The organism is Isoptericola sp. F-RaC21, from assembly GCF_038593535.1.
Taxonomy (GTDB): Bacteria; Actinomycetota; Actinomycetes; order Actinomycetales; family Cellulomonadaceae; genus Isoptericola.
In genome coordinates, this window is sequence record NZ_JBCFYX010000003.1 from 341,247 (window position 1) to 367,782 (window position 26,536).

The window sequence follows — 26,536 nt, forward strand, 5'->3', positions numbered from 1 at the left end:
GGCCACGAGACGAGGACATGACGAGCACGAAGAGGACGACGACATGGTGACCGTTGCCGCTGACGCACCCGCACGCACGACGCGGGTCAGCTCCCGCGCACGCAAGGACGCCGTGCTGCTGGGCGCGGTCGACCTGGCGCGCGAGGCCGCGCAGGAGGGCGCGACCTCGCCGTCCGACGTCGGCGAGCACCTGGGCACGGTCGCCGAGGGCGAGCGCCTCATGTCCCACCGCTTCGCCGCCACGATGCCCGGCTACCGCGGCTGGCACTGGACGGTGACGCTGGCGCGCGTGCCGCGCGGGAAGGTCGCCACGGTGTGCGAGGTCGAGCTGCTGCCGGGCGACGACGCCCTGCTCGCCCCGGCCTGGCTGCCCTGGGCCGAGCGCCTGCGCCCCGGCGACATCGGCCCCGGCGACACCCTCCCGTTCAAGGCCGACGACCCGCGCCTCGAGCCGGGCTGGAAGGCCACCGGCGACGAGGAGCTCGACTCGGTCGCGATCGACGAGCTCGCCCTCGCGCGCGAGCGCGTGCTCTCCCCGCAGGGCCGCGACGAGGCCGCCGAGCGCTGGTACCGCGGGTCGCGCGGGCCGACGGCGCCGGGCGCGGTCGCGTCCCCCGCGGAGTGCACGACGTGCGGATTCCTCGTGCCGCTGCAGGGTCCGCTCGGCCAGCTCTTCGGCGTCTGCGCCAACGCGTGGTCGCCCGACGACGGCAAGGTCGTGTCCCTGGACCACGGCTGCGGCGCGCACTCGGAGACGGACGCCCCGCACCCGCCGAGCGACTGGCCGGCCGACGCGCCGCTCATCGACGAGCTCCGGGTCGAGGCCGTGACCGTCGGGGCGCGGAAGGCCGACGGCGCAGCCACACCCGCCGGCACCTCTGACGGCACCTCAGCCGACGCCGCCCGCGCCGGCACGACCGACGCCGCGGAGGCGGACGCCGCTCCCGAGCGCCCCGACGCCGAGTGACGGCCGACGTCTTCGGGACCGCTGCGCTGCGGCACGCGGTCACGGAGGCGTGGCTCGGGTCGGGCACGCGCTTCCGGGAGGACGCGAACGCGGAGGAGGACCACGCCCGCGGCTACTACCGCGACCGCGTGGTGACCGAGCTCGCGCAGAACGCCGCCGACGCCGCCGCGCGGGAGGGTTCCCCCGGGCGGCTGCTGCTGCGGCTCACCGAGCTCACCGACGACCCGCGCGGCGTCGCCACGCTCGTCGCCGCCAACTCCGGCGCCCCGCTGACCGCCGACGGCGTCGCGTCGCTCGCGTCCCTGCGCGCCTCGGCGAAGTCGGCTCCGCCGGTCGAGCCTGTCGAGACCACGGCCTCGTCGGTCGAGCCTGTCGAGACCACGGACCGGGTTTCGACAGGCTCAACCAGCGGTGGTCGCGCGTCGACTGGCTCGACCAGCGGTGCGGGCGCCTCGATCACCGGCGAGGTCGGCCGCTTCGGCGTCGGCTTCGCGGCGGTGCGGGCGGTCGCCGACGAGGCGACGGTGCGCTCCACCACGGGCGGCGTGGAGTTCTCGCTCGCGGCGACGCGCGACCTGCTCGACGACGTCGCCCCCGAGGGCTCGGCGCTGCGCGACGCCGTGGCCGCGCGCGGCGACGAGCTGCCGGTGCTGCGCCTGCCGTTCCCCGCGCCGGCGCTGGGCGAGGCGCCCGACGGGGCCGACGACGAGTGGGGCGGGTACGCCACCGTCGTCGAGCTGGTCCTGCGCGACGCCGAGGCGCTGGCGTCCGTGCGCGCGCAGCTCGACGCCGTCGACGACGCGCTGCTGCTCGCCCTGCCCGCGCTCGCCTCGATCACCGTCCAGCGCTGTGAGCGGACGTTTGGCCCCGATTCGGGCCCGGAACGGGGCCAAACGTCCGCTCACAGCGACGACGGGGGGACGACGTCGCGGGTGCTCGCCGACGTCGACGACCGGTGGGTGGTGCTGCGCCGGTCGGGCGCGGTCGGCGACGACGAGACGGCGGACCTGCCGCTCGAGCAGCGGCGCCCGCGCTGGTCGGTCGCGTGGGCGGTGCGCCGGGACGACGGCCCGACGCTCGACGAGGGCCCGGGGTCGGACGCCAGCGGCGTGCTGTACGCGCCCACGCCGACGGACGTGCCGTTGACGTTCCCGGCGCTGCTGGTGGCGTCGTTCCCGGTCGACCCGGGGCGCCGCCGCGTGCTGCCCGGGCCGCTCACGGACCGCCTCGCGGTCGAGGCCGGCCGCGCGTACGCGGACCTGCTCGCCGACCTGGCCCCCGAGCGGGGCGCGGACGTGCTCGACCTCGTGCCCGGCGGCATGCCCGCCGGCGACGTCGACGCCGCCGTCCGCGACGCCGCGCTCGACGCGCTGCGGTCCGCGCCGCTGCTGCCGGCGCCGCCCGACACGACGGGCCCGGGGGACGACGAGGGCGACGAGGGGCCCGTCGCCGCCATGGTCGCGCCCGCCGACGCCACGGTCCTGGTCGGGGCCGCGGGCGACGACCCGCGGCTCGTCGGCGTGCTGGCCGGCGTCGTGCCGGGGCTGGTGGCGCTCACGACGGCGCAGCAGGGCGCGGCGCGTCGGCTGGGCGCGACGCCGACCACCCTCGCCGACGTCGTCGCCGACCTGCCCGGCGGGCTGCCCGCCGCGCGCTGGTACGCGCTGTGCGACGCGCTCGAGCCGTACGCCGTCGACCCGGGGGTGCTGGAGGCGCTCGCCGGCGCGCGGGTGCCGCTCGCGGACGGGCGCACGGCGTCCGGGGTGCGCGGCACGGTCGTGCTGCCGGAGGACGACGACGACCCGGCGCTGGCGGCCGTCGCCCGGACGCTGGGGGTGCGCGTCGTGCACCCGGACGCGGCGCACCCGCTGCTGGTGCGGGCGGGCGCGGCGTCCACCAGCCCCCGCGCGCTGCTCGACGACCCCGGGGTGCGCGCGCTGGCGCTGGCCGCGTCCGAGGCGCTGCTCGACGGCGCGGCCGAGGTGCCGGACGTCGGCGCCGTCCGGGCGCCCACGCTGGTGGGGCCGGTGGACGAGGGGCCGCGCGAGGTGGTGCAGAACGTGCTCGCGCTGGCGCGGCTCGCGCACGCGGGCGGCGGGCACGACTTCCCCTTCTGGCTCGGCGAGCTGCCCGTGCCGACCGAGGACGGCTGGCGGCCCGCGCGCGAGTCGGTGCTGCCCGGGTCGTGGGCGGCCGGGTCGATGCCGGGGCTCGCGCCGGTCACGCGGGCCGCCGTCGCGTACTACCCGTCGCCGCTGCTCGTCGCCCTGGGCGTGCGGGCCGACGTCGACACGTACCGGGTGGCCGACGTCCTCACGCCCGACCCCGCGGACCCGGAGCCCGAGCACGGGCCCGACGACCCCGCCGGCTGGCTGTCCGGCTGGGAGGACTACTTGCGGTTCCTCGCCGACCGCGTCGGCCCGGGCGTCGACGTCGGGGACGTGGAGGCGGTCGCGGACCTCGACGCGGTGGGCGACATCGACGACAGCTCCGACAGCGACGAGGACGACGACCTGTGGGGGCCGGTGCTCGCCGCCGTCGTCGCGGACCCGGACGCGCGCCGCGCGCTCGTCACCCCCGTCGCGGGGGCGCCGTCGTACACGGCGTGGTGGCTGCGCGACCGGCTCGGCGCGCCGTTCGCCGCGCACGACGGGGTGCCGCTGCTGCCCCCGGCGCCGCCCGCGGTCGCCGCGCTCGACCCGGAGGTGCGCCGCGCGCTGGGCGTCGTCGACGGCCTGGACCGCCTCGACCCGCTGGACTGGCCGGCGGTGCTGGACCGGCTCCCCGACGTCGGCACCTCCGTGCCCCTGGCCGCCGCCCTGGGCGTGTGGCGGGGGCTCGCCGGGCTCGCGGTGCGTCTCGCGCCGGCAGCCCGGGCCGCCGCGCTCGACCCGCTGCCCGACCGGCTGCCCGCGCTCGACGCGAGCGACGTCGTCGTGCGCCGGGCGGACGACGTCGAGGTGGCCGGAACGGCGCGCTGGGCCGTGCTGGGCCCGGTGCTGCCGGTGCCCGAGGCCGAGGTCGCGGCCGTCGCCGACCTGCTCGACCTGCCGGTCGTGGGCGAGGACGGGCTGCCCGCCCCCGACGGCCCGGGCCGGGAGCGGGAGCTCGACGAGCGGGTCGCCGCCCTCGACCCGCGGCTGCCCGCGGTGTGGTTCGAGCACGGCCGGCTGTCCGTAGCCGGCAGCCCCGTGCCGTGGTGGGTGGACGCCGAGGGGCGCGCGCACGCCACCGACCGGGCCGGGCTCGCCGCCGCGCTCGCCGACGTCCTCGGCCGGCCGGACCGCTGCGCGCTCCTGGCCACCGTGCTCGCCGCGCCGGAGCGCGCCGCCGAGCTGTGGGTCACGACCGCCTGGGGCTGACGCCGGCACCCGTCGAGCGCCCCGGCGTCCCTAGGATGTCCGGGTGCTCGAACCGGAGAACCTGACGTCGCCGACCGCGGGCGCGCTGCGCCGCCTCACCCTCTTCACCGGCTCGTCGCCGGGCCGCGACCCGCGCTACGCGGCGGCCGTGCGCGCCCTGGCCGAGGAGCTGGCGGGCCGCGGCGTCGGCGTCGTCTACGGCGGCGGCCGGGTGGGGCTGATGGGCGAGGTCGCGGACGCCGCCCTCGGGCGCGGCGGCGAGGTGCTGGGCGTCATGCCGCAGGCGCTGGTCGACGGCGAGATCGCCCACCGGGGCCTCACGCGCCTGGAGGTCGTGGCCGACATGCACGAGCGCAAGCTGCGGATGGGCGAGCTGGGGGACGGCTTCGTCGCGCTGCCGGGCGGCGCGGGCACCCTGGAGGAGCTGTTCGAGGTGTGGACCTGGCAGCAGCTCGGCATCCATGCCAAGCCGGTGGCGCTGTACGACGTCGGGGGGTTCTGGCAGCCCCTGCTCGCGATGGTCGACCACATGGTCGCCGAGGGGTTCCTCGCGCCGACCTATCGTGACGCGCTGGTCGTGGCCGACACGCCGACGGCGCTCCTCGACGCGCTCGACGCCTGGCGCGCGCCCGCCGCCAAGTGGGGGCGCTGAGGGCTCAGTCCTCGCCGCGGTACTCGCTGCGGTGCTTGCGCTCCCACAGGAGCCCCGCGCCGCCGAGGAGGATGCCGGCCACGCAGGTGACGACCGCCTCCGCCGTCGCGTCGCCCAGCACGTAGACGACGACCGTCGCGACGAGCGCCACCGCCCACAGGCCGATGCCGCCGAGCATCACGCGCCGCAGGTCCACGCGCAGCGGCGGCGGACCGGGACGGCGCTCCTCGGGGTGGGTCAGCAGACGGACGAGGGAGGGCACCGGCTCATTCTAGGCCGCGGGGCCGCGACCGGTGGCCCGCGGCGGCAGTCGTCCGAGGCACCCCGACCATGACGCCGGGGTGCGGTTGAAAAGCGGGTGAAACCGCAGGTCAGGGGGTGAAAACGGGGTCGGGTGAAAGCCGGGGTGAAAGGCCCCCGGAAGGCTCTCCGAAGGCCCCGAGACGCTCCTACCTTGGGTGACGCCACCGCGTACGGACGCGGTGCCCGACCCGGAGAGGAGGCCCGCCGTGATCACCGTCCCGGACACCGGCCAGCCGCTCCGGTCGCGCACCGCCGCGCTGCGGGCCGCCCGCCTCAAGGAGGTGCGCGACTCCTTCCGGGCCGGCTCCTGGCAGACCGCCTACCGGCGCCGCCTGGTCCGCACGGACGTCGTCGTCGTGGTGGTCGCGGCCCTGGTCGCCGCCGTCGTGCGCGGCCTCCTCGTGCCCGACCACGTCACGCCGTGGGTGGTGGTCGACCAGCTGCTGTCCGTCGCCGTGCTGGTGACCACGTGGCTCGGCAGCCTGTGGGCCGCCCGCGCCTACGACGTGCGGGTGTTCGCGTCGGGGCCCGCCGAGTACCAGCGCGTGTTCGACGCGTCGTGGCGGCTCGTGGCGCCCCTCGCGCTGCTCGCGCTGCTGCTCGCGCGGCCCGGGGTGTCCACGTTCCTGCTCGTCGCGGTGCCCACCGGCGTCGTCGCGCTCCTGCTCGGGCGCTGGCTGTGCCGCGGCTGGCTGCACCGGCGGCGCCAGGAGGGCGGGTGCGTCACCCTCGTCCTCGCGGTCGGGCTGCGCGACCAGGTCGAGCGGCTCGTGCACGAGCTCAACGACCGCACGTCCGGCTACCGCGTCGTCGGGGTGTGCGTGCCGACGTCGGACGACGTGCGGCCGGGCGAGGAGATCCTCGGCGTCCCCGTGCTCGGCGACCTGCGCAGCGCGGGCACGATGGCCGCCCAGGTGGGCGCCGACTGCGTCGCGGTCAGCGGGTCGGACGCCATCACCGCCGACGTCGTCCGGCGGCTCGGGTGGGAGCTCGAGCCCGCGGGCGTGGACCTCATGCTCACGGCCGAGCTGGCCGACGTCGCCGGGCCCCGCATCACCGTCACGCCGGAGCAGTCGGTGTCCCTGCTGCACGTCGACACCCCGCGCTTCACCGGGCCGCGGTACGTGCTCAAGTCCGTCGTCGACTGGACGGGCGCCGCGCTCATCACGCTGCTCCTGCTGCCCGTGATGGCGGCCGTCGCCGTCGCCGTCCGGCTCACCAGCCGCGGGCCCGTGCTGTTCCGCCAGGACCGGGTGGGCCGCGACGGTCGCACCTTCGAGATGCTGAAGTTCCGCAGCATGCGCCAGGGCGCCGACCGCGAGCAGGCGGTGCTCGCCGGGCCCAGCGACGGCTCCGGTGTCCTGTTCAAGCTGCGCGACGACCCGCGCGTCACCGCCGTCGGGCGGGTGCTGCGCCGGATGTCCCTCGACGAGCTGCCGCAGCTGTTCAACGTGCTCTCCGGGCAGATGTCGCTCGTCGGGCCGCGGCCGCCGCTGCCCGCGGAGGTGTCCCGGTACGAGGCGCGCGTGCGGCGCCGGCTGCGCGTCAAGCCCGGCCTCACCGGGCTGTGGCAGGTGGGCGGGCGGTCCGACCTCCCCTGGGAGGAGGGCGTGCGGCTCGACGTGTACTACGCCGAGAACTGGACCGTCTTCGGCGACCTGCTCATCCTCGCCCGCACCGCGAAGGCCGTGGTCACAGGGCGGGGCGCGTACTGAGCCCCCGGCGGGTGGAGCCTGTCGACACCCGTCGCCGGTGTGAAATCCACGTCACCACACGGTTTCCGTGCAGGAGCCCTTCACAGGATCTGGCACGATTCTGCTCATGGCGAACCAGACCACCGCGCCGCCGCAGAGCGAGCTGAGCGCGATCGACCGCTTCTTCAAGATCACCGAGCGAGGCTCCACCATCGGCGCGGAGATCCGCGGCGGTCTGGTGACCTTCTTCGCGATGAGCTACATCATCGTGCTCAACCCGCTGATCATCGGCACCGTGCCCGACGGCACCGGCCAGGTGCTCGGCGGCGGGGCCGAGGCCTCGCCCGAGTCGCTGGGCATGGTCGCGGCCGCGACCGCGCTGGTGGCCGGCGTCGCGACGCTCGTCATGGGCGTCTTCGCCAACTACCCCCTTGGCCTGGCCGCCGGCCTCGGTCTGAACGCCGTCGTCGCGTACTCGATCGCCAGCATCGACAAGGTCACCTGGGCCGACGCCATGGGCCTGGTGGTGATCGAGGGCATCATCATCCTGATCCTCGTGCTCACCGGGTTCCGGGAGGCCGTGTTCAAGGCCGTGCCCGTCGAGCTCAAGACGGCGATCAGCGTCGGCATCGGCATGTTCATCGCGCTCGTCGGCCTCGTCAACGCCGGCTTCGTGGTGCCGGGCGAGGGCACCATCGTGGCGCTCGGCAACCTCGGCACCTGGCCGATCGTCGTGTTCGTCGTCGGCCTCGTGCTCACCATCGTGCTCTCCGTGCGCAAGGTGCGCGGCGCGATGCTCATCGCCATCATCACGGCGACGGCGCTCGCGGTGGTGCTGGAGAACACCCTGCACATCGGCGCCAAGACGGCGGAGAACCCGGACGGGTTCAACCTCAACGCCCCCACGTTCAGCGGCGTGGTCACGACGCCGGACCTCGGCCTGATCGGTCAGTTCTCGCTGCTGGGCTCGTTCCAGAACATCGCGGCCGTGTCCGTGATCCTCATCGTGTTCTCGCTGCTCATCGCCGACTTCTTCGACACGATGGGCACCATGGTCGCCGTCGGCGCCGAGGGCAAGCTGCTCGACGGCGAGGGCAACCCGCCGCGCACCCGCGCCATCCTCGTGGCCGACTCGCTCGCCGCCGTCTTCGGCGGCATGGGCAGCACGTCGTCCAACACCGCGTACGTGGAGTCGACGACGGGCGTGGGTGCCGGCGCCCGCACCGGCTTCGCCGCCGTCGTCACGGGCGTCCTGTTCCTGCTGGCGACGTTCCTGTCGCCCGTCGTCGCGCTGGTGCCCTACGAGGCCGCCGCCCCCGCCCTCGTCTTCGTGGGCTACCTGATGATGGCGCAGGTCGCCGGGATCTCCTGGCGCAACGTGGAGATCGCCATCCCCGCGTTCCTCACGATCATCATCATGCCGTTCACGTACTCCATCGCCGACGGCATCGGCGCCGGCTTCATCGCGTTCGTCATCATCAAGCTCGCGCTCGGCAAGGTGCGCCAGATCCACGCGCTCATGTGGGTCGCCGCCGCCATGTTCGTCGTGTACTTCACGCTGGAGCCCATCCAGACGGCACTGGGTCTCTGACCTTCGCGCGACGACGTCGCACGGCGGCCCCGGCACGGTCTGAGCGACCGGCCGGGGCCGCCGTCGTGAGCGGGTGAAAAGTTCTGCGGCTTCTGCCCGGTTGTGGCGGATTTCCGCGGCTGAGGGTGACCGATCCGTGGTCACCCGGTGCGGCGGGACACGGGCCCGCCGCTACCATTACCGCGGCCGCCTGGGAGGGTCCTGACGGCGATGCGGGAAGCCTTCTCCGACGAGCAGCGCGCCCGCCCCCGACCGAGGAATGAACGCATGCCTGCACGAGCCGACCGCCGGTGGTCGTCGACCACCGTCCGCAAGGCCCTGTGGCACCTGCGGCACGGCGGTGTGCCGCAGCTGAGGTCGTTCCTCCGGCGGCGCCGGGCGGTGGGGGAGCAGCCGTCCGGTGCCGGCCGGATGACGAGCGAGGGCCTCACGTTCGCCCCGTGGCCGATGCCGCGCCGCGACCCGGCCCGCGCGCTGCGTGCCGGCGTGATCCTGGACGACTTCTCGCGCCTCGCGCTCGGCTACGAGTGGGAGCAGGTGCTCCTCAAACCGTCGTCGTGGCGCGAGCAGCTGGACGGGCTGGACCTGGTGTTCGTCGAGTCTGCGTGGAAGGGCAACGGCGGGGCGTGGCAGTACCACCTCACCGGCACGTCGGCCCCGCGCCCCTCGTTGGTTGAGCTTGTCGAAACCTCGCGGGAACGGGGCATCCCCACGGTCTTCTGGAACAAGGAGGACCCGGTCCACTTCGAGGACTTCGTGGACACCGCGGCGCTGTTCGACCGCGTGTACACGACCGACGTCGGCCGCCTCGACGCCTATCGCGAGCGGCTCGGCCACGACCGCGTCGGCGTGCTGGAGTTCGGCGCGCAGCCCGCGATCCACAACCCCCTGCGCACCCACGGCGACGGCCCCGGGCGCGACGTCGCGTTCGCCGGCACCTGGTTCGCGCACAAGTACCCGGAGCGGCGCGAGCAGGCCGAGATGCTGCTGTGCGGGGCCCTCGACGTCTCGCCGCGCATGGCCACCGGGCTGGAGATCTTCTCGCGGTTCCGCGGGCAGGGGGACCAGTACGAGTTCCCGGAGCCGTACGCGTCGCGGGTCGTCGGGTCGCTCGACTACGCGCAGATGCTCACCGCGTACCGCGACTACAAGGCGTTCCTCAACGTGAACTCGGTGGTGGACTCGCCGAGCATGTGCGCGCGCCGGATCTTCGAGATCACGGCCTGCGGCACGCCGGTCGTGACCGCCCCCAGCGCCGCGACGGGGGAGTTCTTCCCCGCCGACGAGGTCTTCGCCGTGACGACCCGCGCCGAGGCCGCCGACACGGTGCGCGCGCTCGTGCGGTCGCCCGAGCTGCGCGACCGCGCCGTCCACCTGGGCCAGCGACGCATCTGGCGCGAGCACACGTACGGCTCGCGCGTGCAGCGCGTGCTGCACGACGTCGGCCTGGCGCCGTCGGTGGAGGTGCCGCGGCCGAGCGTCACGGCCCTTGTGCCGACCAACCGCCCGCACCGGCTCGACGACGTGCTGCGCACCGTGGGTGCGCAGGCCGGCGTGGAGGTGCAGCTCGCGCTGCTCACGCACGGCTTCGAGGTGGACGCGGCGGACCTGCGCGTGCGCGCCAAGGAGGCCGGGGTCGAGGACGTCGTGCTGCTGCACGCGAGCACCGACGTGCCGCTCGGCGGTTGCCTGAACCTGCTGCTCGACGCCGCGGACGGCGACGTCGTCGCCAAGCTGGACGACGACGACCTGTACGGCCCGCAGTACCTGTCGGACCAGCTGTACGCGCTCGACTACAGCGGCGCCGACGTCGTGGGCAAGCAGGCGCACCACATGTACCTCGAGGGCCACGACGCCACCGTGCTGCGCTTCGCGGAGCGGGAGCACCGGTTCACAGACTTCGTCATGGGCCCTACGATCGTCGCGCGCCGCGCCGTCGCGGCCGACGCGCGCTTCGGCGAGACGGCGAGGGGCGAGGACACCGAGTTCCTCCGCCGGGTCGTCGACCACGGGGCGCGGGTGTACTCCGCGGACCGCTTCAACTTCGTCCAGATGCGTTCCGGCGAGGGCCGGCACACCTGGACCGTCACCGACGCCGAGCTGCTCGCCAGCGGCTCGGTCGCCTTCTACGGACGTGCCGACCGGCACGTCCTCATCTGAAAAGGACAAGCGATGGAGATCAACACCGTCGGCGTGATCGGCCTGGGCTACATCGGCCTCCCGACCGCAGCGATCCTGGCGTCGAAGGACGTCAAGGTGATCGGCGTGGACGTGAAGCCGTCCAACATCGAGGCCATCAACCGGGGTGACGTGCCGTTCGTCGAGCCGGACCTGGCGACGTACGTGGCGGGTGCCGTGCAGCAGGGCACCCTGCGCGCCACGGACACTCCCGAGCCGGCGGACGCCTTCATCATCGCGGTGCCGACGCCGTTCCAGGGTGACCACGAGCCCGACCTCTCCTACATCGAGTCGGCCGCCAAGGCGGTGGCACCGCAGCTGCAGGGCGGCGAGCTGCTCATCCTCGAGTCGACCTCGCCCCCCGGCGCGACCCGCAAGATGGCCGAGTGGGTGCTCGAGGCCCGGCCCGACCTCAGCCTCGACGGGGCCGACGGCCGCCCGCAGATCCACGTGGCGCACTGCCCCGAGCGCGTGCTGCCCGGCCGGGTGATGATCGAGCTGGTCACCAACGACCGCATCGTCGGCGGGCTCACGCCCGAGGCGGCGCAGATGGCGAAGGACCTCTACGCCGTCTTCTGCCAGGGCGAGATCCTGCTCACCGACGCCGTGACCGCCGAGATGGCGAAGCTGGTCGAGAACTCGTTCCGCGACGTCAACATCGCTTTCGCGAACGAGCTCTCCCTCATCGCCGACAAGCTCGACATCGACGTGTGGGAGCTCATCCGGCTCGCCAACCACCACCCCCGCGTGAACATCCTGCAGCCGGGCCCCGGCGTGGGCGGCCACTGCATCGCCGTGGACCCGTGGTTCATCGTCGACGCCGACCCCGAGCAGGCGCGCCTCATCCGCACCGCGCGCGAGGTCAACGACAGCAAGCCGCAGTGGGTCATCGATCAGGTCGTCGCCGCGGTCCAGGGGATCGAGGCACCGACCATCGCCGCGCTCGGCCTCGCGTTCAAGGCGGACATCGACGACCTGCGCGAGTCGCCTGCGCGCCGCATCGTCGCCGACCTCGCGGACCGCCTGCCGCACGCGCAGATCGTCGTGGTCGAGCCGCACATCGAGACCCTTCCTCCGGAGCTTGCCAACCGGCGCAACATCCGGCTCGACAACCTCGCCGAGGCGTCGAAGGCTGCTGACGTCACCGTCGTGCTCGTCGACCACACCGAGTTCAAGGAGCGGCTCGGAGCGGGCGAGCTCAGCGGCACCGACATCATCGACACCCGTGGGATCGCCCGGTGACGGAGCGATTCGCTGCGCGCTTGTACAACCGGGCAATCCGGTCGGCGGCCGGGACGCGGTTCGGAAGAGCTGTCGGCGACCGGGTCGCCGCCCAGCGTGTGGCCTCGGCCTCCGCTGAGCAGGACGAACTGCTGAACAAGGCCCGACGGCAACGAGATAAAGGCAAACGGGGCGTCGCCCTCCAGCTCTTCCGCCGTGCGGCGACACAGGGCCCTGCGTCGGCCGAAGCCTGGCGCCTGTACGCGCGGGAGCTTGTCGAGACGGGGCATCCGGAGGCGTCGTTCGAGGCGGTGAAGACGGCCCTCGAGCTCGACCCTTCGCACGTCGACACGCTGGAGCTCTACCTGGAGCTTCATCGCCGGGCTGGAGCGTCGACGAAGAGGCGCCGTCAGGTGATCGGGGCGTTCGGGCAGCACGTCGTCAAGCGACCGCACCGGCTCGGCGAGGCCTACGACTACGCCGCGCAGTTCTCGCTGCCGTCGGTGATCGACGACATGCGCACGGCGCCGTCGCCCATGGCACGGGCCCTCGCCCAGTTGCATCTCGTCGCGGAACGCGGCGCCGACGACGAGGAATTGCGTCGTGAGGCGTCCCGGATCGCGGCGGAGGAGTCGGTGGATCCGTCGGTGCTGCTCCTGCGGGTGGCGCTGGCGCGCGGACGCCGACAGGTGATCCGCAGCCTGCTCCCGAAGCTCGATGCCGAGAGGCTTCCTCTCGCGTCGCTTCGCCGGGCCATCCGGCGCGAGCGCGCCAACGGGAAGCTCGAGCGAGCGCGCCCGCTCATCGAGGCCTTCCTGCGCGGCAAGCCCGAGGACTCGTGGGCCCGTGGACTCCTCCAGGAGATCGAACGCCTGCACACCGCGTCGGTGGTGGGTCAGGAGCAGACGCGTCTCGTCCAGCACGGCTTCCCGGTCCCCGAACGGCAGGAGCCGTCAACCGAGGCCGACCCCCGGACGGTGCTGTACCTGCTCCACAACTCGCTCCCGTACAGCTCCGCGGGCTACGCCACGCGGACCCATGGGCTGCTGACGGGTCTCACCGGGCAGGGCTGGTCCATGCACGGGGTCACGCGGCCTGCCTTCCCCTACGACCGCGCGACGGGCGTCTCCCGAGAGGACATCCCCGAGGTCGACCGGATCGACGGGGTGCCGTACCACCGCCTCTCGACCTCTTTCGAGAAGCTGAGCCGCCGCCCGCTGGTGCCGTACGTCGAAGCGTACGAGGACCGTGTCGTCGAGCTCGCGAGCCACGTGCGCCCGGGGGCCATCCACGCGGCGTCGAACCACTGGAACGGGCTGGCTGCCGCGCGTGCGGCCCGTCGGCTGGGGCTCCCGTCGATCTACGAGGTGCGAGGCCTCTGGGAGATCACGCGGATCTCGCGGGAACCGCAGTGGCACGACAGCGACGAGTACCGCTTCATGGCCGCGATGGAGGCCGACGCCGCGAAGGCGGCTGACGCCGTGTTCGCCCTGACCCGTGCTCTCAAGCAGGAGATGGTCGACCGCGGCGTGGACGCCGACAAGATCGTGATCCTCCCCAACGGGGTGGACGCATCGAGGTTCCAGCCCCGTGCCGCCGACGACGGGTTGCGACGGCAGCTCGGGCTTCCGGATGTCCCCGTGGTCGGGTATGTCGGGTCGATCCTGGACTACGAGGGGATCGACGTGCTGCTGCGTGCAGCTCGACACCTCGCAGACCGTCGTGCGAGCTTCCACGTGCTCGTGGTCGGTGACGGGGACTTCCTGCCGCGGGCGCGCCAGCTGTCGGCCGAGCTCGGGCTCGGTCCTCACGTGACCTTCACCGGACGAGTCCCGCACGACCAGGTCGAGCGCTACTACTCGCTGATCGACATCGCACCGCTGCCCCGCAAGTCGCTCCCCGTGACGGAGATGGTTTCCCCGCTCAAGCCGTTCGAAGCGATGGCGATGGGCAAGGTCGTCGTCGGTTCCGACGTCGACGCGATCGCCGAAATAATCCAGAATGACGTCAATGGATTGCTCTTCAGGAAAGACGATGCAGAATCATTGGCGGACGTACTCGAGGATATACTTGAGAACGAGTCCCGCCGCAAATCGATCGCAAAGCAAGCGCGGGCCTGGGTAATTCGCGAACGCAGCTGGACCAAGATCGCGAGAATCGCTGAAGCAGTCTACGGCAGGCTCGGTATCGGTGGCGAACTAGTCGGGGAAAGGTGACGCTCGTTGAAGATCGCGAAGGTCAAGCTTGACCCGTTCTACAACGTGCCGGTATTTGAGGCGTCTACCGTCGAAGAGATAGCTCTTGGTGACGATCCCAGGATCTACCTCCTCGAAATGAGCAGTGGACTTCGCCTACCGGTACTGGTCAGAGGCGCACGGGCAGGCTGGCAACCAAGTGACGGACTCCATGTCTCACTGCCAGGAGCTCGCAAGCGGGACACGAGAATTCCATACTTCGTGCGAGTCGCCTCCCTGGGGAGGCAGGATGCGCCATACATTGCCTTCTCAGATCCAACGTACGAACTGATCCCAGACTCTACCCTGGCGTGGTTCATCGGGACGCAATCCGATGACCTTGCGCCAGTTGTAGCCGAGACAATCGAACACCTCCGCCAAAACGTTGGAGCCGACCTTTCAGTGGTGTCAGGTTCAAGTGGAGGTGGATTCTTTGCGCTACGGCTCGCACCCCTCCTCGAGTGCGCAGTGATTCTGCCTGTAAATGCCCAGACAGATACATTTAGGTACTCGCCACAGCTTACTCGGATGGCACTAGACGCCGGATTCAACGCCGCCGCAGATCACGACGCGCGAGTTCGTTGGGGCGAGCGATTCTCCATACTTGATAGCTGGGCGAACGCTCGACCGCGCCAGGACGTGAGGGTCACTTACATCCAGAACGCCAACGACCATTCGCACGTGAGGCTTCACCAGCGGCCGTTCCTCGAAGGAATAGTGTCGCGCGGCGGTTCGCCATTTCCTCTAATGACCCTGACCTATAACGGCGCACCAGGCCACACGAGTCCGAGCGTCAATCAATGGCAACAGTTTATTGAAGATGCTGTCCGCGAATGGCATGAGCCAATGGGTGGTGAGTCAGAGAGTCCGTACTCCGTGGTTACCATAGGGGAGAAAGCCAATGAGTTCGAAACCTCTCTAGCTGATATGCGGCATGCTGAATCTGAAGTCTTGGTGGCGCCCGGCCTGAAGAGTACGGTCACCCGGAGCCCGGGAGAGGGCGTTCCAGTCGTCGAACTGGCCCCTGCGGTGCGGCCGGGCAGCCGGAGGAGACCTGTCCCGACACTAGACACGAAGGCGCCCTTCTACGCGTTCTCCGACGCAGGACTGTCCTGCTTCCCCGAGATGACCACGACGTGGCACGTGGGCAACCGAGACGGTGACGTGCTTTCGGGCCTGGCCGTTCAGGTTCGGGAGCTTTCGAACCGAAACGGCGACGTGCGCCTCGTTGGTCGCGGCCCGGGCGGTTATGCGGCACTGCACGTTGCACTGCGTATGGGAACAGGAACGGTTGTCGCATTCTCTCCTGAGATGTCAATTACGGGACATGACGGGGCGCGCTCGCAGGAATTTGTGAACGATGTGTTCGGCGACCAGTCGTTTGATTCCGACGTAATGGCACGGCTGGATGTGCTTCGCGCTCTTGATCTCTTCGGACAAGGGGACATTCGCGTCATCATCGCGTACAACGCCGACAACTGGTGGTACGTGCGGAATCATCTGCCAAGCGCGGAAAAATTCGTTCGCAGTCTGCGCATCGGAACGGGGATTATTGTCCCCTTCTTGTCGGGCAACAACGACCCCGGGGTAGAAGGACGTTCAAAACAACTGCGCGCGGGATTGCGTCACATTGGCGTCTCGTGGGAGATTGAGTTGGCCGAACGCAAATGAGTGGAGGCCGGGCCGAACGCATCGGTAAGGCTGCGCCCTCCTTACCCTAGCGAAGCGCTTCGTGGTCCATATCTGTGTCCTCTTCTAGATCCGGCGCGACGCGGAAAACGCGTTGCCGATACTTCGTGGGTCAGGTAGCGCGAAACTGCGGAATCGACGGTTGATGGAATCGCCGTGACCAACCCATCAATCGTCAGGCATAACCGTGGTCACTTTGCTGCCCATCGGGAAGAATGAGTGTTTCCGTGTTCGCGCTGGGCGGCCCTACCTCATGAGTGGGGTCAATGCGAGCATCTTCCCGACCAGGGTTATGTCACGAGCGTTGAAGGAATCGATCGGTTTGCTACCGCTGATGAGCGCATCGAGCATGTCTCGCACTCCGGAGGTGGCGAGGTGTCGAAACTCCCGCACAGGCCTGGCAATACGCGGGACTTCATTCTTCAGCATGAGGCCACCGGTAAACCCTTCGGAACGCGCAAGTTCCAAGTGCGTTTCAAGCGGCGGCTGATCTGGAGTGGGAGTGCCGACAATTGTGTACGGAGAAAGCGCGGAACAATCGAGTCGTCCGCCGAGAGCGGAAGTTCGATTCTCGACGAACTCTTGGTTCGAATTCTTGCGGGCAGTGTCAAACGGGAGCAGTGCGAGTTCAGGCGACAGTTTGATCATCGTGTCGAGGATGACACTCGGAGCGCCCTTGGACGGCGACGGAAACTGATTGTATTCCGAACGGCTAAGTCCGATGAGGGGTATCTGGGCAGCTGGACGGGCCACGTACTGGTTTGAGAGGATCGCCCTCCCGCCGTGCAGTGCGTTTCGAAATCCGAAGTAGTGCCACTCCGAACCCCATCGATCGTTGGGCTCAATGCCGATGACTTCCAGGCCGCGCTCCGCCTGTTCAAGGCCGGGCTCGGGCATCCCCACTGACTGGATCGTGCGCCAGCCGTAGTTCCCCTTGGAAGCTTCGGCGCCGTGCCCGCCGATGTTGAAGAATGGGACGTCTCGATAGTTGCGGGACTTTGGCATGTACAGCGTGTCATATATTCCCATCGAGAACCCAGCCCAGTTCGCGGCGACATGATTGCGAACGACGTTGCCGCGAACCCTGTCGCTAGGCTGGTTCAAGGGGAAATGAAGGTTCTTGGATAGGTCGGTCGCGATTTCGAAGTCGAGTTGACTATTGGGCATGCATCCGACATGAAGTGAGTCGCCGATGTCGGCCGCCAGCGCGGCCGCGAGACAGAGTCGCGAGTCCGTACCCCCCGACAAACTAAGCGATACGATGCCACCGGTTGCGGCGTAGGTCTTGATACTTCGAACCATGCGAATTGCTGCATCCGTGACTGCCTCGGCGTGCCCGCTGACGGAACGAGCGAAGTATGTGCGGGCATTGAAGGTGTCGAGGTGCACCGACCCATCGGCCGCCTCGTATCGCAACTGGGTGCCGGCCGGGGCGTACTTTATTTCCGAACAGTATGTTTCGACACCGAGCTGCTGCGCCCCCATCGAGTTTGTCCACATGCGACCCGCGATCGTTGTTTCGTCCGGCGTTACCGGAAGTCCGAGGCCTTTTCGAATCGCAATGATGCTGGTATATGAGTCCGATACCAGGAGAAGCCCTTTTGCCGAGGACCAGACCAAAGGCACAAAGCCATAAAGATCCCGGCCACAACGGATGGTAGTACCCTCAATCGTTGCCGTGAAGTACGTTCCCTCCAGCGGGACGGCCGGGTCTGGGATTGCGTTCGAAGGCGCATCGGCGAAGACCATGCGGTCACGTTCGTGATCCATCGCATACCCCTGGAAGATGCGCCCATCGCCCAAGGTTCCCGTGCGGGAGACGTATAGAAGAGACGTGCGATGGTCGATGGCGATTGAGTGACCCTCATTTTCGACAACTAGCGTCGACACGCGATCAACAAGGTCGTGCGCGCCGATCGCGACAAGATATCCGGTCATCTCAACCCTTCGTTGGGTGCCCTAGAGGGCGTGCTGCTCGATTGGCCTCTGCGCGAGGGTGCCGTTCCGGTTGGCTCGGCTCAATTGACAGGAAGGTGCACAAGGCGAACGGCCCCGCATCTCCAGCTCCACTGTAGCGTCCCGGGCGTTTTAGCCGTTTGGCGCAACTACCTGAAGCTCGGCGTCTACTGTTGTTTTTATTGAGCCGCGTTTGTGAAACACTCGGAAGCGATAGGTGCCGGGTTGTTCAATCGTAATATTGAATGCCTGTTGCTTCTGGTAGGAAATTCTCTCTATTGTGCGTTCGGTTCCCGTGTGTGAGCGCTTGTAGACGTATAGCGCAAACTCGTCGGCCCACGAGGTCGGGGCGTGGACCACGAACTCCGACTCGGAGGCTCGGATCACCGCGGGCCGCGGAGGCGGGAACGACTGCGCCGGGTCGAGGATCGTCGCCCGGATCTCGGCGGCGAGCGCGGCGTTGGTCGCGGCGGAGAAGTGGAACGGCGCGGGACCCCACTGGTGGTCTCGCCCGGCCGACGTCTCGAGGGTGGTCCCGAGGGTACGCAGGTCGGGCAGGACGTGCCGGGCCTGCGCCAGGTAGTCGCGCGCGAGCTCGGCGTGCTTATCGGCGCTCGTGCCGAAGCTCGAGGGGGTCGGGGTGCCGTCGTCGAACCGTGCGGCCCAGCGCGGCGCGAGCAGCACGACGCGGTCCTCGAGGCCGAGCTCTTGCAGCTTGCTTGCCCAGTTCTGGAGGCCCTCCGACCACAGGTCGAAGTGCTCGTCCGACCCGAACGGAATGTGGCGTGCCGTTCGGGCGAGGGCTGCGTCGAGACCTACGGACATCAGCTCGAGCGAGCGCGTCACGTAGGTGTTCCGATGCTCGTAGACGCCGAGGCGTTCGTCCGTGAGGTCCCACAGAATCAGGTCAGAGACCGACCGATGCCGTGCGAGCTGCTCGAGCATGTCGGCGCGAATGGTCCCCTCGGCCGCACGCCGCTGGAACCGCGACGTCGTCGAGCTCAGGTCGAGATGCTGCTGGAGGCCGTCGATCGGTCTCCCGATCGGGACGAGTGACTGGCGAGGCGAGTAGAAGGCGAGCTCGACGCCGGCGCTGTCGAGAAGTGCGACGACGTCTCGGGAGACGCAACTACCGTGGATGAAGACGCGCATCAAGCGAACTCCGCGGGTCGCTCACCGTTCGCCAGGACGTGAGACATCGACTCGACGGAACGACGCGCGGCCTGCCCGTCCCCGTACGGGTTCGTGGCCTGAGCCATGACCTCGTATGCGACCTCGTCCGTGAAGAGGGTCGTAACCTCGTCGACGATCCGCTCTTCGTCGGTGCCGATGAGCTTCACCGTGCCTGCATCGACGGCCTCGGGGCGCTCGGTGTTCTCCCGCATGACGAGCACGGGCTTGCCGAGGCTCGGAGCCTCCTCCTGCACGCCGCCGGAGTCCGTGAGCACCACGGTGGCGAGCGACAGCATGCGGGTGAACTCCCCGTACGCCAGCGGCTCCGTCACGGTGACGTTGTCGAGGCCCTCGAGGTGCGGCAGCACCGCCTCGCGGACCACCGGGTTGCGGTGGGCCGGCAGGACCACCTGGACGTCGGGGAACGCCTTCGCCAGGCGCGCCAGCGCCCGACCGACACCCTCCATCGCGCCGCCCCAGTTCTCTCGGCGGTGCGTGGTGACGAGCAGGATGCGACTTCCGGAGTCGGCGAGGTCCTCCAGGGCAGGGTCGCTGAACGGCGTCTTCTTCTCGACCGTCATCAGAAGGGCGTCGATCACGGTGTTGCCGGTGACGACGATGTCGTCGGCGTCGACGCCCTCGCGCAGCAGGTTGGCCTTGCTCGTCGAGGTCGGGGCCAGGTGCAAGGCCGCGATCTGCGAGGTGATCTTACGGTTCGCCTCCTCCGGGAAGGGGGAGTGGATGTTCCCCGAGCGGAGGCCGGCCTCGACGTGCACCACCGGGATGCCGCGGTGGAACGCGGCGAGGGCGGCGGCGGTCGACGTCGACGTGTCGCCCTGGACGACCACGGCGGCGGGCTTCTCGGCCTCCAGCACCGGGTCGAGGCGCTCGAGAACGCGCGCGACGATCGTCGAGAGAGATGCCCCGTGCTCGAAGATGTCGAGGTCGTGGTCCGGGGTGATCCCGAAGATCTCGTTGACCTGGTCCAGCATCTCGCGGTGCTGACCGGTGACCACAGTGATCGAGTCGAGCGAGTCGCTCTCCTCGAGGGCCTTGATCACGGGGGCCACCTTGATGGCCTCAGGGCGGGTGCCGTACACCGTCATGATGCGCGGACGCGGAGTAGTCACTTGTTCTTGTCTCCTTGGTTGCGACGCCGCGACGTCATTGGCGGCCTCACGTGCCGGGAAGTGTAGCGGCGTGAAGACCGCGCCTCTTCCACTCTGACGGTGGTCTGCTCGCGCTCGGCGAACGCGGTCTCGATGATTTGCTTCGCCTCGTCCGGCTTGTCCTTGGCGACGGCCCACGCCCACTTGCGGTAGCGCAGCGCGACGTCCTCGGCGGGGCCGTCGAGGACGAGCCGGCCGTGGTTCAGCCAGATCGCTCGCGTGCACGTCTCCTCGATGGTCTGCGCGGCGTGCGACACCAGGAACACGGTGCCGGCGCTCTTGCGCAGGCCCTGCATGCGCGCCTCGCTGCGCTCCTTGAACGCGGCGTCACCGGTGGCGAGCGCCTCGTCGATGAGCAGGATGTGCGGGTTGGACGCCGTCGCGATGGCGAAGCGCAGGCGGGCGCCCATACCCGACGAGTAGGTCTTCATCGGCAGGTAGATCGACTTGCCGAGGCCGGCGAGCTCCTTGACCTCCGGCACGGCGGCCTCGGCCTGGGCCGGCGTCAGCCCCATGGCCAGGCAGCCGAGGCGGATGTTCTCCTCGCCGGACAGGTCGGGCACCAGGGCGGCGTTGACGCCGATGAGCACGGGCGTGCTCTCGGCGAGCACCCGGCCCTTGGCGGGGTTCTCCAGCCCGGCGATGATGCGCAGCAGCGTGCTCTTGCCGGAGCCGTTCTGCCCCACGAGGCCGATCTGCTCGCCCGACTTCGCCACGAAGGAGATGCCCGACAGAGCACGCACCAGCACCTTGGGGTCGTTGCCCAGCACGGTGCGCGCGGCGCGCACCACGGGGTTGACGCGACGCTTGCGCTCGGCGGCGTCGGTGGACGGCACGCGGTACCGGACGCTGACGTCCTGCACTGCCACGGTCGCCTGCGCGAAGGGGTCGGCGACGGCGAGGTCAGACACGGCCATAGGACTCCTCCGCCCGCCAGAACACGAGGAAGCCGACCACGAGCATGCCCACCGACCAGGCACCGAGCCCGACCCAGGTCGACACGGCGGGCACGACGCCGTACAGCAGGGTGTCCCGCGCGGCGTCGAGCACCATGTACATCGGGTTGGCCTCCATGATCCCGACGATCCACGGGTAGTTCTCGAACCGCTCGATCGAGAAGAACACCGCCGACCCGTACAACCAGAACCGCATGAGCACGCTGATGAGCTGGTTGAGGTCAGGCAGCGCGGCCGCGGCGCGGGCCAGCAGCAGCGCGAGTCCCGTCGTGAACACGACCTGCAGCACGAGGACCGCGGGGAACAGGGCGGCGGCTGCCGTCCAGTGCTCCTGCGTCGGCAGCACCAGGATCAGCACGATCATGGCGCCGAGGGTCGGGGCCAGGTTGAGGATGCCGCGCAGCACCACGGAGATCGGCAGGGACGCCCGCGGAAAGGTGAAGGCGCGGATGAGGTTGCGCCCGCTGGCGATGGACTTCGCGCCGCCCGTCACGCACTGGGTGGTGAACTGGAAGAGGAACACCCCGATGATGAGGTAGCCCAGGAAGTTGGGGATGTCGCCGCGGGCACCGAGGACGAGCCCGAAGATCAGGTAGTACGCCAGCCCGTTGAGCATGGGGTTGATGACCAGCCACGCCTGCCCGAGCAGCGTCTCGCGCGTGCCGCTGGTGACCTTGGCCCGCGCCTCGGCCCAGAGGAAGTGCCGGCGCTTCCACAGCTGCGAGAGATAGGTACGGATCGGGGGCCGCGCACCCACCTGCGAGAGCCGGCCGGTGGAGACAACCTCGAGGGTCGACGCCTGCTTGCCGAAGAGCTCGGCGTACAGGTCGGCGGGGCGCGTCTCCGCGCCCTGCCGAACATCGGTCTCGTACGTCATCGACCCGCATCTTAGAGTGAGCGCGGGCGTCCGACGGACGCGCTGTCATCCCACGGATGCCTCGATGAAGGGCAGCGAACGTGCAGATCTCGGTGATCGGTCTGGGGTACCTCGGCGCGGTGCACGCGGCGAGCCTGGCGCAGCTCGGGCACGACGTGGTGGGGGTCGACGTCGACCCCGCGCGGGTCGACGCGCTGGGGGCGGGCAAGGCCCCGTTCTTCGAGCCGGGCCTGGACGACCTGTTGTCGCAGGTCACGGCCACGGGGCGGCTGACCGTGTCGACCGACATGGCGGCCGTGGCGGGATCGCGGGTGCACTTCGTGTGCGTCGGGACGCCGCAGCGGCGCGACGGCCAGGCGGCCGACCTCGCCTACGTCGACGCCGCCGTGGCGGAGCTGGTCGAGCACCTCGGAGCGGGTGAAATCGTCGTGGGGAAGTCCACGGTGCCGGTGGGCACCGCGGAGCGCCTCGCGGGCGTCGTCACGGCAGCCCGGCCCGACGTCGTCCTGGCCTGGAACCCGGAGTTCCTGCGCGAGGGCTTCGCCGTGCAGGACACGCTGCACCCGGACCGCCTCGTGTACGGCGTGCCCGACGGCGCGGCGGGGGAGCGGGCGGCCGCCGTCCTCGACGAGGTGTTCGCCGCGCCGCTGGCGGAGGGCGTCCCGCGCATCGTCACCGACTACCCGACGGCGGAGCTCGTGAAGGTGGCGGCGAACTCGTTCCTCGCCACCAAGATTTCCTTCATTAACGCCATGGCGGAGCTGTGCGAGGTGGCCGGCGGCGACGTCGCCCGCCTCGCGGACGCGATCGGTCACGACGCGCGCATCGGCCGCCGCTTCCTCAACGCGGGCCTGGGCTTCGGCGGCGGCTGTCTGCCGAAGGACATCCGCGCGTTCCGCGCCCGCGCGGACGAGCTCGGGGCCGGGGACGCCGTCGCCTTCCTGGGCGAGGTGGACGCCATCAACACCCGCCGCCGCGCCCGGATGGTCGACCTCGCGTCCGAGGTGCTGGGCGGCATGGTCGAGGGGGCCGAGGTCACGGTGCTGGGCGCCGCGTTCAAGCCCGACAGCGACGACGTCCGCGACTCGCCGGCCCTCGACGTCGCCGCCCGCCTGGCCGAGCTGGGCGCCGTCGTGACCGTGCACGACCCGCAGGCCATCGACAACGCGCGCGCCAAGCAGCCGGAGCTGCGCTACGAGCGCGACCTGGAGGCGGCGCTCGCCGGCGCGGACGCCGTCCTGCTGCTCACGGAGTGGAAGCAGTACCGCGACCTCGACCCCGAGCGGGTGGGCACGCTCGTCGCCCAGCGCACGATCCTCGACGGCCGCAACGCCCTGAGCCGCACCGCCTGGACGGACGCGGGCTGGCAGTACCGGGCGCTCGGGCGTCGCTGACGCGCGTCAGCGACGCGGGGCAGAGACCGCGGCGTAGACGTCCGCGTACCGGGCCACCAGCCGCTCCCACGTCCGCTCGGCGGCCACGCGCCGCCCGGCGTCGACGAGCGCGGCGCGGTGGTCGCCGTCGTCGAGCACGCGCGCGACGGCGTCGGCCCATTCCTCGACGTCGTCGGGGTCCACGAGCACGCCTGCCACTCCGCTGGTTGAGCTTGTCGAAACCCGGTGCTCGGTTTCGACAGGCTCAACCAGCGAGGGCTGGGTTTCGACAGGCTCAACCACCGGAGCGGTTTCGACAGGCTCAACCGACGAGAGGGGCGAGAGCACCTCCGCGAGCGCGGGCAGGTCGCTGGCGACGACGGGCCGCCCGAGGGCCATCGCCTCGACGGGCTTGAGCGGCGTGACCAGCCGCGTGACGCGGTCGGGGCGGCGCGGCACGAGGACGGCGTCGAGCGCGGCGAGGTAGGTCCGCGCGACGTCGCGCGGCACGCGGCCGGGCAGGAGGGCGTGCTCGCCCAGCCCGAGCTCGGCGGCGAGGCGCAGCAGGCGCGGCCGGTCGACGCCGTCGCCCACGATCAGCGCGGACACGTCGACGCCGCGCGACCGCAGCAGCGCGACGGCGCGCAGCACGGTGTCCAGGCCCTCGTACCCGACGACGCTGCTCACGGTGCCGACGACGAACGGCGCCGTCCGCAGCCCCAGCGCGGCGCGCGCCTCGGCGGGGGACGGCGCCGGGGCGAGCAGGGCGGCGTCGACGGCGTTCGGCACCACGGTGATGCGCTCGCCGGGCACGCCGCGGCCCACGAGCTCGTCGCGCATCGTGCCGCTGAGGGTGACGACGTGGTCCGCCGTGAGCGCGAGGTCCGTCTCGCGGGCGCGCAGCAGCGCGAACCGCTCGGACGCGGCGGCGCGCTCGCGTCCCTCGGGCGTCGGGTGCGACGCGGCCCACGTCTCCTCCGGCAGGCCGCGCACCTCGTAGACCCAGGGCAGGCCGACGCGCCGGGCGGCGGCGCGGGCGGCGTCGCCGGTGGTCCACGGGGTGGTGGCGTGCACGACGGCGGGGCGCGCGGCGTCGAGGGCCCGCACCAGCAGGTCGACGCCGTCGGCGGCGCGGCGCCGGTGGTCGGCGGGCAGCGACCGCGGCAGCAGGCGCCGGTAGGCCACGCCGTCGACGACGTCGGTGCCGCGGGCGCCGAGCGCGCCGATCATCAGCGGGTAGCCGGCGCGGGTGGTCGCGGTGACCGGGTGCCCGGCGGCGCGCTGCGCCGTGAGGATGGCGTGGGTGCGCAGGGTGTACCCGCTCTGCGTGTGCGGCAGCGAGTTGGTCAGGTGGTGGTGGACCGCCATCGGGCCGGCGGGACGGCCCGAAATTTCACCCGGTCCGTTTCGCGGCAATTTTTCACCCGCTCGCCCCGGGAAACCGTCCGCATCCTGAGACGATTCAGGGCTCCGCGCGTCCTCCAGCACCGCCACCTGGCCGAGCAGCGACGCCCGGACCCGGCGACCGGCGCGCGTCGTGGGGGTGGCCGCGCGCAGCGCCGCGACGTCGCCCTCCTGCCACGCGGCACGCAGCCGCCCGGCCTCCCCGGACGTCCCGTCGCCCAGCGCCCGCTCCACCCACGGCACGACGACCGCGCTCACCCGCGCCGGCGTCCGCCGCGCCGCCTGCAGCGCCAGCCACGCGGGGTCCGTGCGCAGCGCGCCGCCCACGAACGACGCGGCGAAGCGGGCGTTGCGGGCCAGCTCGCCCAGACGGGTCATCGAGCGTCCTCCTCGACCAGCGACCGCAGCAGGTCGAGGTACCGCGCGGCGAGCGTGTCGTCGTCGGCGTTGCGGGCCACCCACTGCGCGGCGAGGGGGTCGGCGGCGGGCACGTCGCCCGACGCGGCCCAGCCCGACCACAGCTCGGTCAGGGCGTCGACGTCGCCGGGCGGCACCACCGACCCGGCGCCGGAGCGCTGCACCAGCGCGGCCGCCTCGCCCGCCACGCACGCGGTCGCGTAGGCGCCGGAGGCCATCACCTCGTACAGCTTCGACGGCACGGTCCACTCCAGGGGCTTCCAGTCCCGCAGCGACACCACGACGGTGTCGGCCCAGGCGTAGTAGCGGCGGATCTCGTCGTGCGGCACCGGGCCGACGAACGTCACGGGCGCCTCGAGCTCCGCGGCCAGGCCCTCGAGGAACGGCACGCGCGCGCCCGCCCCGACCACCCGGACGTCGAGCGGCAGGCCGCGGCGGGCCACCTGCGCGGCGGCGCACACCACGGACTGCAGGTCCTGGGCGCGCCCCACGGTGCCCGCGTAGACGACGCGCAGCGGCCGCGCGGGCGGCGTCGCGCCGTCGTCGGGCGGGCTCGAGACGTCGGCCGCGCCCTCGGCGTCGGCGGCGGTGAGCGGCTGGAACGACGTGCCGTTGCGCACGACGGCGACGCGCCGCACCCCGCGCTCGAGCAGCACCTGGGCGAAGGTCTCGGTGGTCGTGACGACGGCGTCCGCCCGGGCCTGCAGCCGCGTCACCGCGCGGTGCGCCAGGGCGCGGGCACCCGCCAGGACGCGGGACGCCAGCGAGCGGCGCGCGTCGAGCACGCCGCTGGGCTCGATGAGGTCCGGCCAGGCGTCGCGCATCTCGATGACCAGGCGGGCGCGCAGCAGGCGCGCCAGCAGCCACGCGGCGAACATCGACGGGATGCCCGGCACCGTGCCCACCACGACGTCGGGACGCACGGCCCCGCGCCGGAAGTGCCGCAGGCCCAGCACGACGGCGCTCGCCGCCGCCACCGCCTGGTCCGCCGTGCGCGACAGCAGGTCGGCCGCGTGCGGGCGGAACCGCGTGCGCACCACGCGCTCGCCGTGCCGACCCCGGGAGACCGACCCCGGCCGGTAGTCCGCGCCGGCGTCCTGCAGCCGCCCGCTCGGGTAGTGCGGGGGAGGGGCGAGGACGGCGACGTCGACGCCCGCCTCCATGAGGCGCGGCGTCAGCGTGTCCCAGCGACGCTGCGGGGCGCCGTGCTCGGGCGGGTAGTGGTGCGTGACGAGCAGCATGCGGGAGCGCCCCGACGACGTCGTCCCGGTGCCCTGCATCGTCTCGTCCCTCGTCTCGCTCGCGGCGCGCCGCGGCCTG

The 26,536-nt window shown here is 71.3% G+C and carries 18 protein-coding genes; 10 read left to right on the forward strand and 8 right to left on the reverse strand.

Annotated elements, in window-relative coordinates:
• The first annotated feature begins 43 nt into the window (after window positions 1-43).
• The 3 genes from AAG589_RS12155 to AAG589_RS12165 are packed head-to-tail and all read left to right on the forward strand — an operon-like array spanning window position 44 to window position 4,981.
• Window positions 44-967: a DUF3027 domain-containing protein gene (locus AAG589_RS12155; protein ID WP_430567510.1), complete on the forward strand. Its 924-nt coding sequence runs from the start codon at window positions 44-46 to the stop codon at window positions 965-967.
• Entirely contained in the window at window positions 964-4,329 is a 3,366-nt protein-coding gene (locus tag AAG589_RS12160) for an ATP-binding protein (RefSeq protein ID WP_430567511.1), read from the forward strand. Before AAG589_RS12155 ends, AAG589_RS12160 begins: the two co-directional genes overlap by 4 nt.
• Window positions 4,330-4,372: 43 nt before the next feature.
• Window positions 4,373-4,981 (forward strand): LOG family protein, encoded by a 609-nt coding sequence (locus AAG589_RS12165; protein ID WP_430567512.1) that lies wholly within the window; start codon window positions 4,373-4,375, stop codon window positions 4,979-4,981.
• Window positions 4,982-4,985: 4 nt separating this feature from the next.
• On the opposite strand, the gene AAG589_RS12170 is transcribed toward AAG589_RS12165, so the two are convergent.
• The gene (locus AAG589_RS12170; protein ID WP_430567513.1) at window positions 4,986-5,243 is read right to left on the reverse strand and encodes a DUF2530 domain-containing protein; all 258 of its coding nucleotides are present in this window, start codon (window positions 5,241-5,243) and stop codon (window positions 4,986-4,988) included.
• Window positions 5,244-5,490: 247 nt separating this feature from the next.
• Here AAG589_RS12170 and AAG589_RS12175 point away from each other — a divergent pair, with 247 nt between their 5' ends.
• From AAG589_RS12175 to AAG589_RS12200, 6 genes are all read left to right on the forward strand, one after another.
• Entirely contained in the window at window positions 5,491-6,999 is a 1,509-nt protein-coding gene (locus tag AAG589_RS12175; protein WP_430567514.1) for a sugar transferase, read from the forward strand.
• Between the two features lie 106 nt (window positions 7,000-7,105).
• Entirely contained in the window at window positions 7,106-8,569 is a 1,464-nt protein-coding gene (locus tag AAG589_RS12180; RefSeq protein ID WP_430567515.1) for an NCS2 family permease, read from the forward strand.
• 267 nt (window positions 8,570-8,836) lie between these two features.
• Window positions 8,837-10,729 (forward strand): glycosyltransferase family protein, encoded by a 1,893-nt coding sequence (locus tag AAG589_RS12185; protein WP_430567516.1) that lies wholly within the window; start codon window positions 8,837-8,839, stop codon window positions 10,727-10,729.
• Window positions 10,730-10,741: 12 nt separating this feature from the next.
• Window positions 10,742-11,989, forward strand: a complete 1,248-nt coding sequence (wecC, locus tag AAG589_RS12190) for a UDP-N-acetyl-D-mannosamine dehydrogenase (RefSeq protein WP_430567517.1) — start codon at window positions 10,742-10,744, stop codon at window positions 11,987-11,989.
• Window positions 11,986-14,184: a glycosyltransferase gene (locus AAG589_RS12195; protein ID WP_430567518.1), complete on the forward strand. Its 2,199-nt coding sequence runs from the start codon at window positions 11,986-11,988 to the stop codon at window positions 14,182-14,184. Before wecC ends, AAG589_RS12195 begins: the two co-directional genes overlap by 4 nt.
• 546 nt (window positions 14,185-14,730) lie before the next feature.
• Window positions 14,731-15,873: a hypothetical protein gene (locus AAG589_RS12200; protein ID WP_430567519.1), complete on the forward strand. Its 1,143-nt coding sequence runs from the start codon at window positions 14,731-14,733 to the stop codon at window positions 15,871-15,873.
• Window positions 15,874-16,137: 264 nt separating this feature from the next.
• Here AAG589_RS12200 and AAG589_RS12205 read toward each other — a convergent pair whose 3' ends face one another.
• The 5 genes from AAG589_RS12205 to AAG589_RS12225 all read right to left on the reverse strand — a co-directional run bounded on the left by AAG589_RS12205 (window position 16,138) and on the right by AAG589_RS12225 (window position 22,022).
• Window positions 16,138-17,829, reverse strand: a complete 1,692-nt coding sequence (locus tag AAG589_RS12205) for a hypothetical protein (RefSeq protein WP_430567520.1) — start codon at window positions 17,827-17,829, stop codon at window positions 16,138-16,140.
• A gap of 150 nt (window positions 17,830-17,979) precedes the next feature.
• Window positions 17,980-18,999 (reverse strand): DUF6270 domain-containing protein, encoded by a 1,020-nt coding sequence (locus tag AAG589_RS12210; protein ID WP_430567521.1) that lies wholly within the window; start codon window positions 18,997-18,999, stop codon window positions 17,980-17,982.
• Entirely contained in the window at window positions 18,999-20,126 is a 1,128-nt protein-coding gene (gene wecB, locus AAG589_RS12215) for a non-hydrolyzing UDP-N-acetylglucosamine 2-epimerase (protein WP_430568020.1), read from the reverse strand. Before wecB ends, AAG589_RS12210 begins: the two co-directional genes overlap by 1 nt.
• A 20-nt stretch (window positions 20,127-20,146) precedes the next feature.
• A complete protein-coding gene (locus AAG589_RS12220; RefSeq protein ID WP_430567522.1) occupies window positions 20,147-21,106 on the reverse strand; it encodes an ABC transporter ATP-binding protein in 960 nt (319 codons plus the stop codon).
• On the reverse strand, window positions 21,093-22,022 hold the full coding sequence (locus AAG589_RS12225) for an ABC transporter permease (RefSeq protein WP_430567523.1): 930 nt from the start codon (window positions 22,020-22,022) through the stop codon (window positions 21,093-21,095). The genes AAG589_RS12220 and AAG589_RS12225 overlap by 14 nt, the downstream gene beginning before the upstream one ends.
• 80 nt (window positions 22,023-22,102) lie before the next feature.
• Here AAG589_RS12225 and AAG589_RS12230 point away from each other — a divergent pair, with 80 nt between their 5' ends.
• A complete protein-coding gene (locus AAG589_RS12230) occupies window positions 22,103-23,416 on the forward strand; it encodes a UDP-glucose dehydrogenase family protein (RefSeq protein WP_430567524.1) in 1,314 nt (437 codons plus the stop codon).
• 6 nt (window positions 23,417-23,422) lie between these two features.
• Here AAG589_RS12230 and AAG589_RS12235 read toward each other — a convergent pair whose 3' ends face one another.
• Together AAG589_RS12235 and AAG589_RS12240 are read right to left on the reverse strand one after the other, a co-directional pair.
• Window positions 23,423-25,177, reverse strand: coding sequence for a glycosyltransferase family 4 protein (locus AAG589_RS12235; protein ID WP_430567525.1), 1,755 nt, complete (start codon window positions 25,175-25,177; stop codon window positions 23,423-23,425).
• Window positions 25,174-26,496 (reverse strand): glycosyltransferase family 4 protein, encoded by a 1,323-nt coding sequence (locus tag AAG589_RS12240; RefSeq protein WP_430567526.1) that lies wholly within the window; start codon window positions 26,494-26,496, stop codon window positions 25,174-25,176. The genes AAG589_RS12235 and AAG589_RS12240 overlap by 4 nt, the downstream gene beginning before the upstream one ends.
• Window positions 26,497-26,536 lie beyond the last annotated feature (40 nt).

Excerpts from the sequence above, each read along its gene's own strand:
- AAG589_RS12155 (WP_430567510.1), top strand. The coding sequence starts at position 44 with ATGGTGACCGTTGCCGCTGACGCACCCGCACGCACGACGCGGGTCAGC.
- AAG589_RS12180 (WP_430567515.1), top strand. The coding sequence starts at position 7,106 with ATGGCGAACCAGACCACCGCGCCGCCGCAGAGCGAGCTGAGCGCGATC.
- AAG589_RS12185 (WP_430567516.1), top strand. The coding sequence starts at position 8,837 with ATGCCTGCACGAGCCGACCGCCGGTGGTCGTCGACCACCGTCCGCAAG.
- wecC (WP_430567517.1), top strand. The coding sequence starts at position 10,742 with ATGGAGATCAACACCGTCGGCGTGATCGGCCTGGGCTACATCGGCCTC.
- AAG589_RS12200 (WP_430567519.1), top strand. The coding sequence starts at position 14,731 with ATGGCACTAGACGCCGGATTCAACGCCGCCGCAGATCACGACGCGCGA.
- AAG589_RS12205 (WP_430567520.1), bottom strand. The coding sequence starts at position 17,829 with ATGACCGGATATCTTGTCGCGATCGGCGCGCACGACCTTGTTGATCGC.
- AAG589_RS12210 (WP_430567521.1), bottom strand. The coding sequence starts at position 18,999 with ATGCGCGTCTTCATCCACGGTAGTTGCGTCTCCCGAGACGTCGTCGCA.
- wecB (WP_430568020.1), bottom strand. The coding sequence starts at position 20,126 with ATGACGGTGTACGGCACCCGCCCTGAGGCCATCAAGGTGGCCCCCGTG.
- AAG589_RS12220 (WP_430567522.1), bottom strand. The coding sequence starts at position 21,106 with ATGGCCGTGTCTGACCTCGCCGTCGCCGACCCCTTCGCGCAGGCGACC.
- AAG589_RS12225 (WP_430567523.1), bottom strand. The coding sequence starts at position 22,022 with ATGACGTACGAGACCGATGTTCGGCAGGGCGCGGAGACGCGCCCCGCC.
- AAG589_RS12235 (WP_430567525.1), bottom strand. The coding sequence starts at position 25,177 with ATGACCCGTCTGGGCGAGCTGGCCCGCAACGCCCGCTTCGCCGCGTCG.
- AAG589_RS12240 (WP_430567526.1), bottom strand. The coding sequence starts at position 26,496 with ATGCAGGGCACCGGGACGACGTCGTCGGGGCGCTCCCGCATGCTGCTC.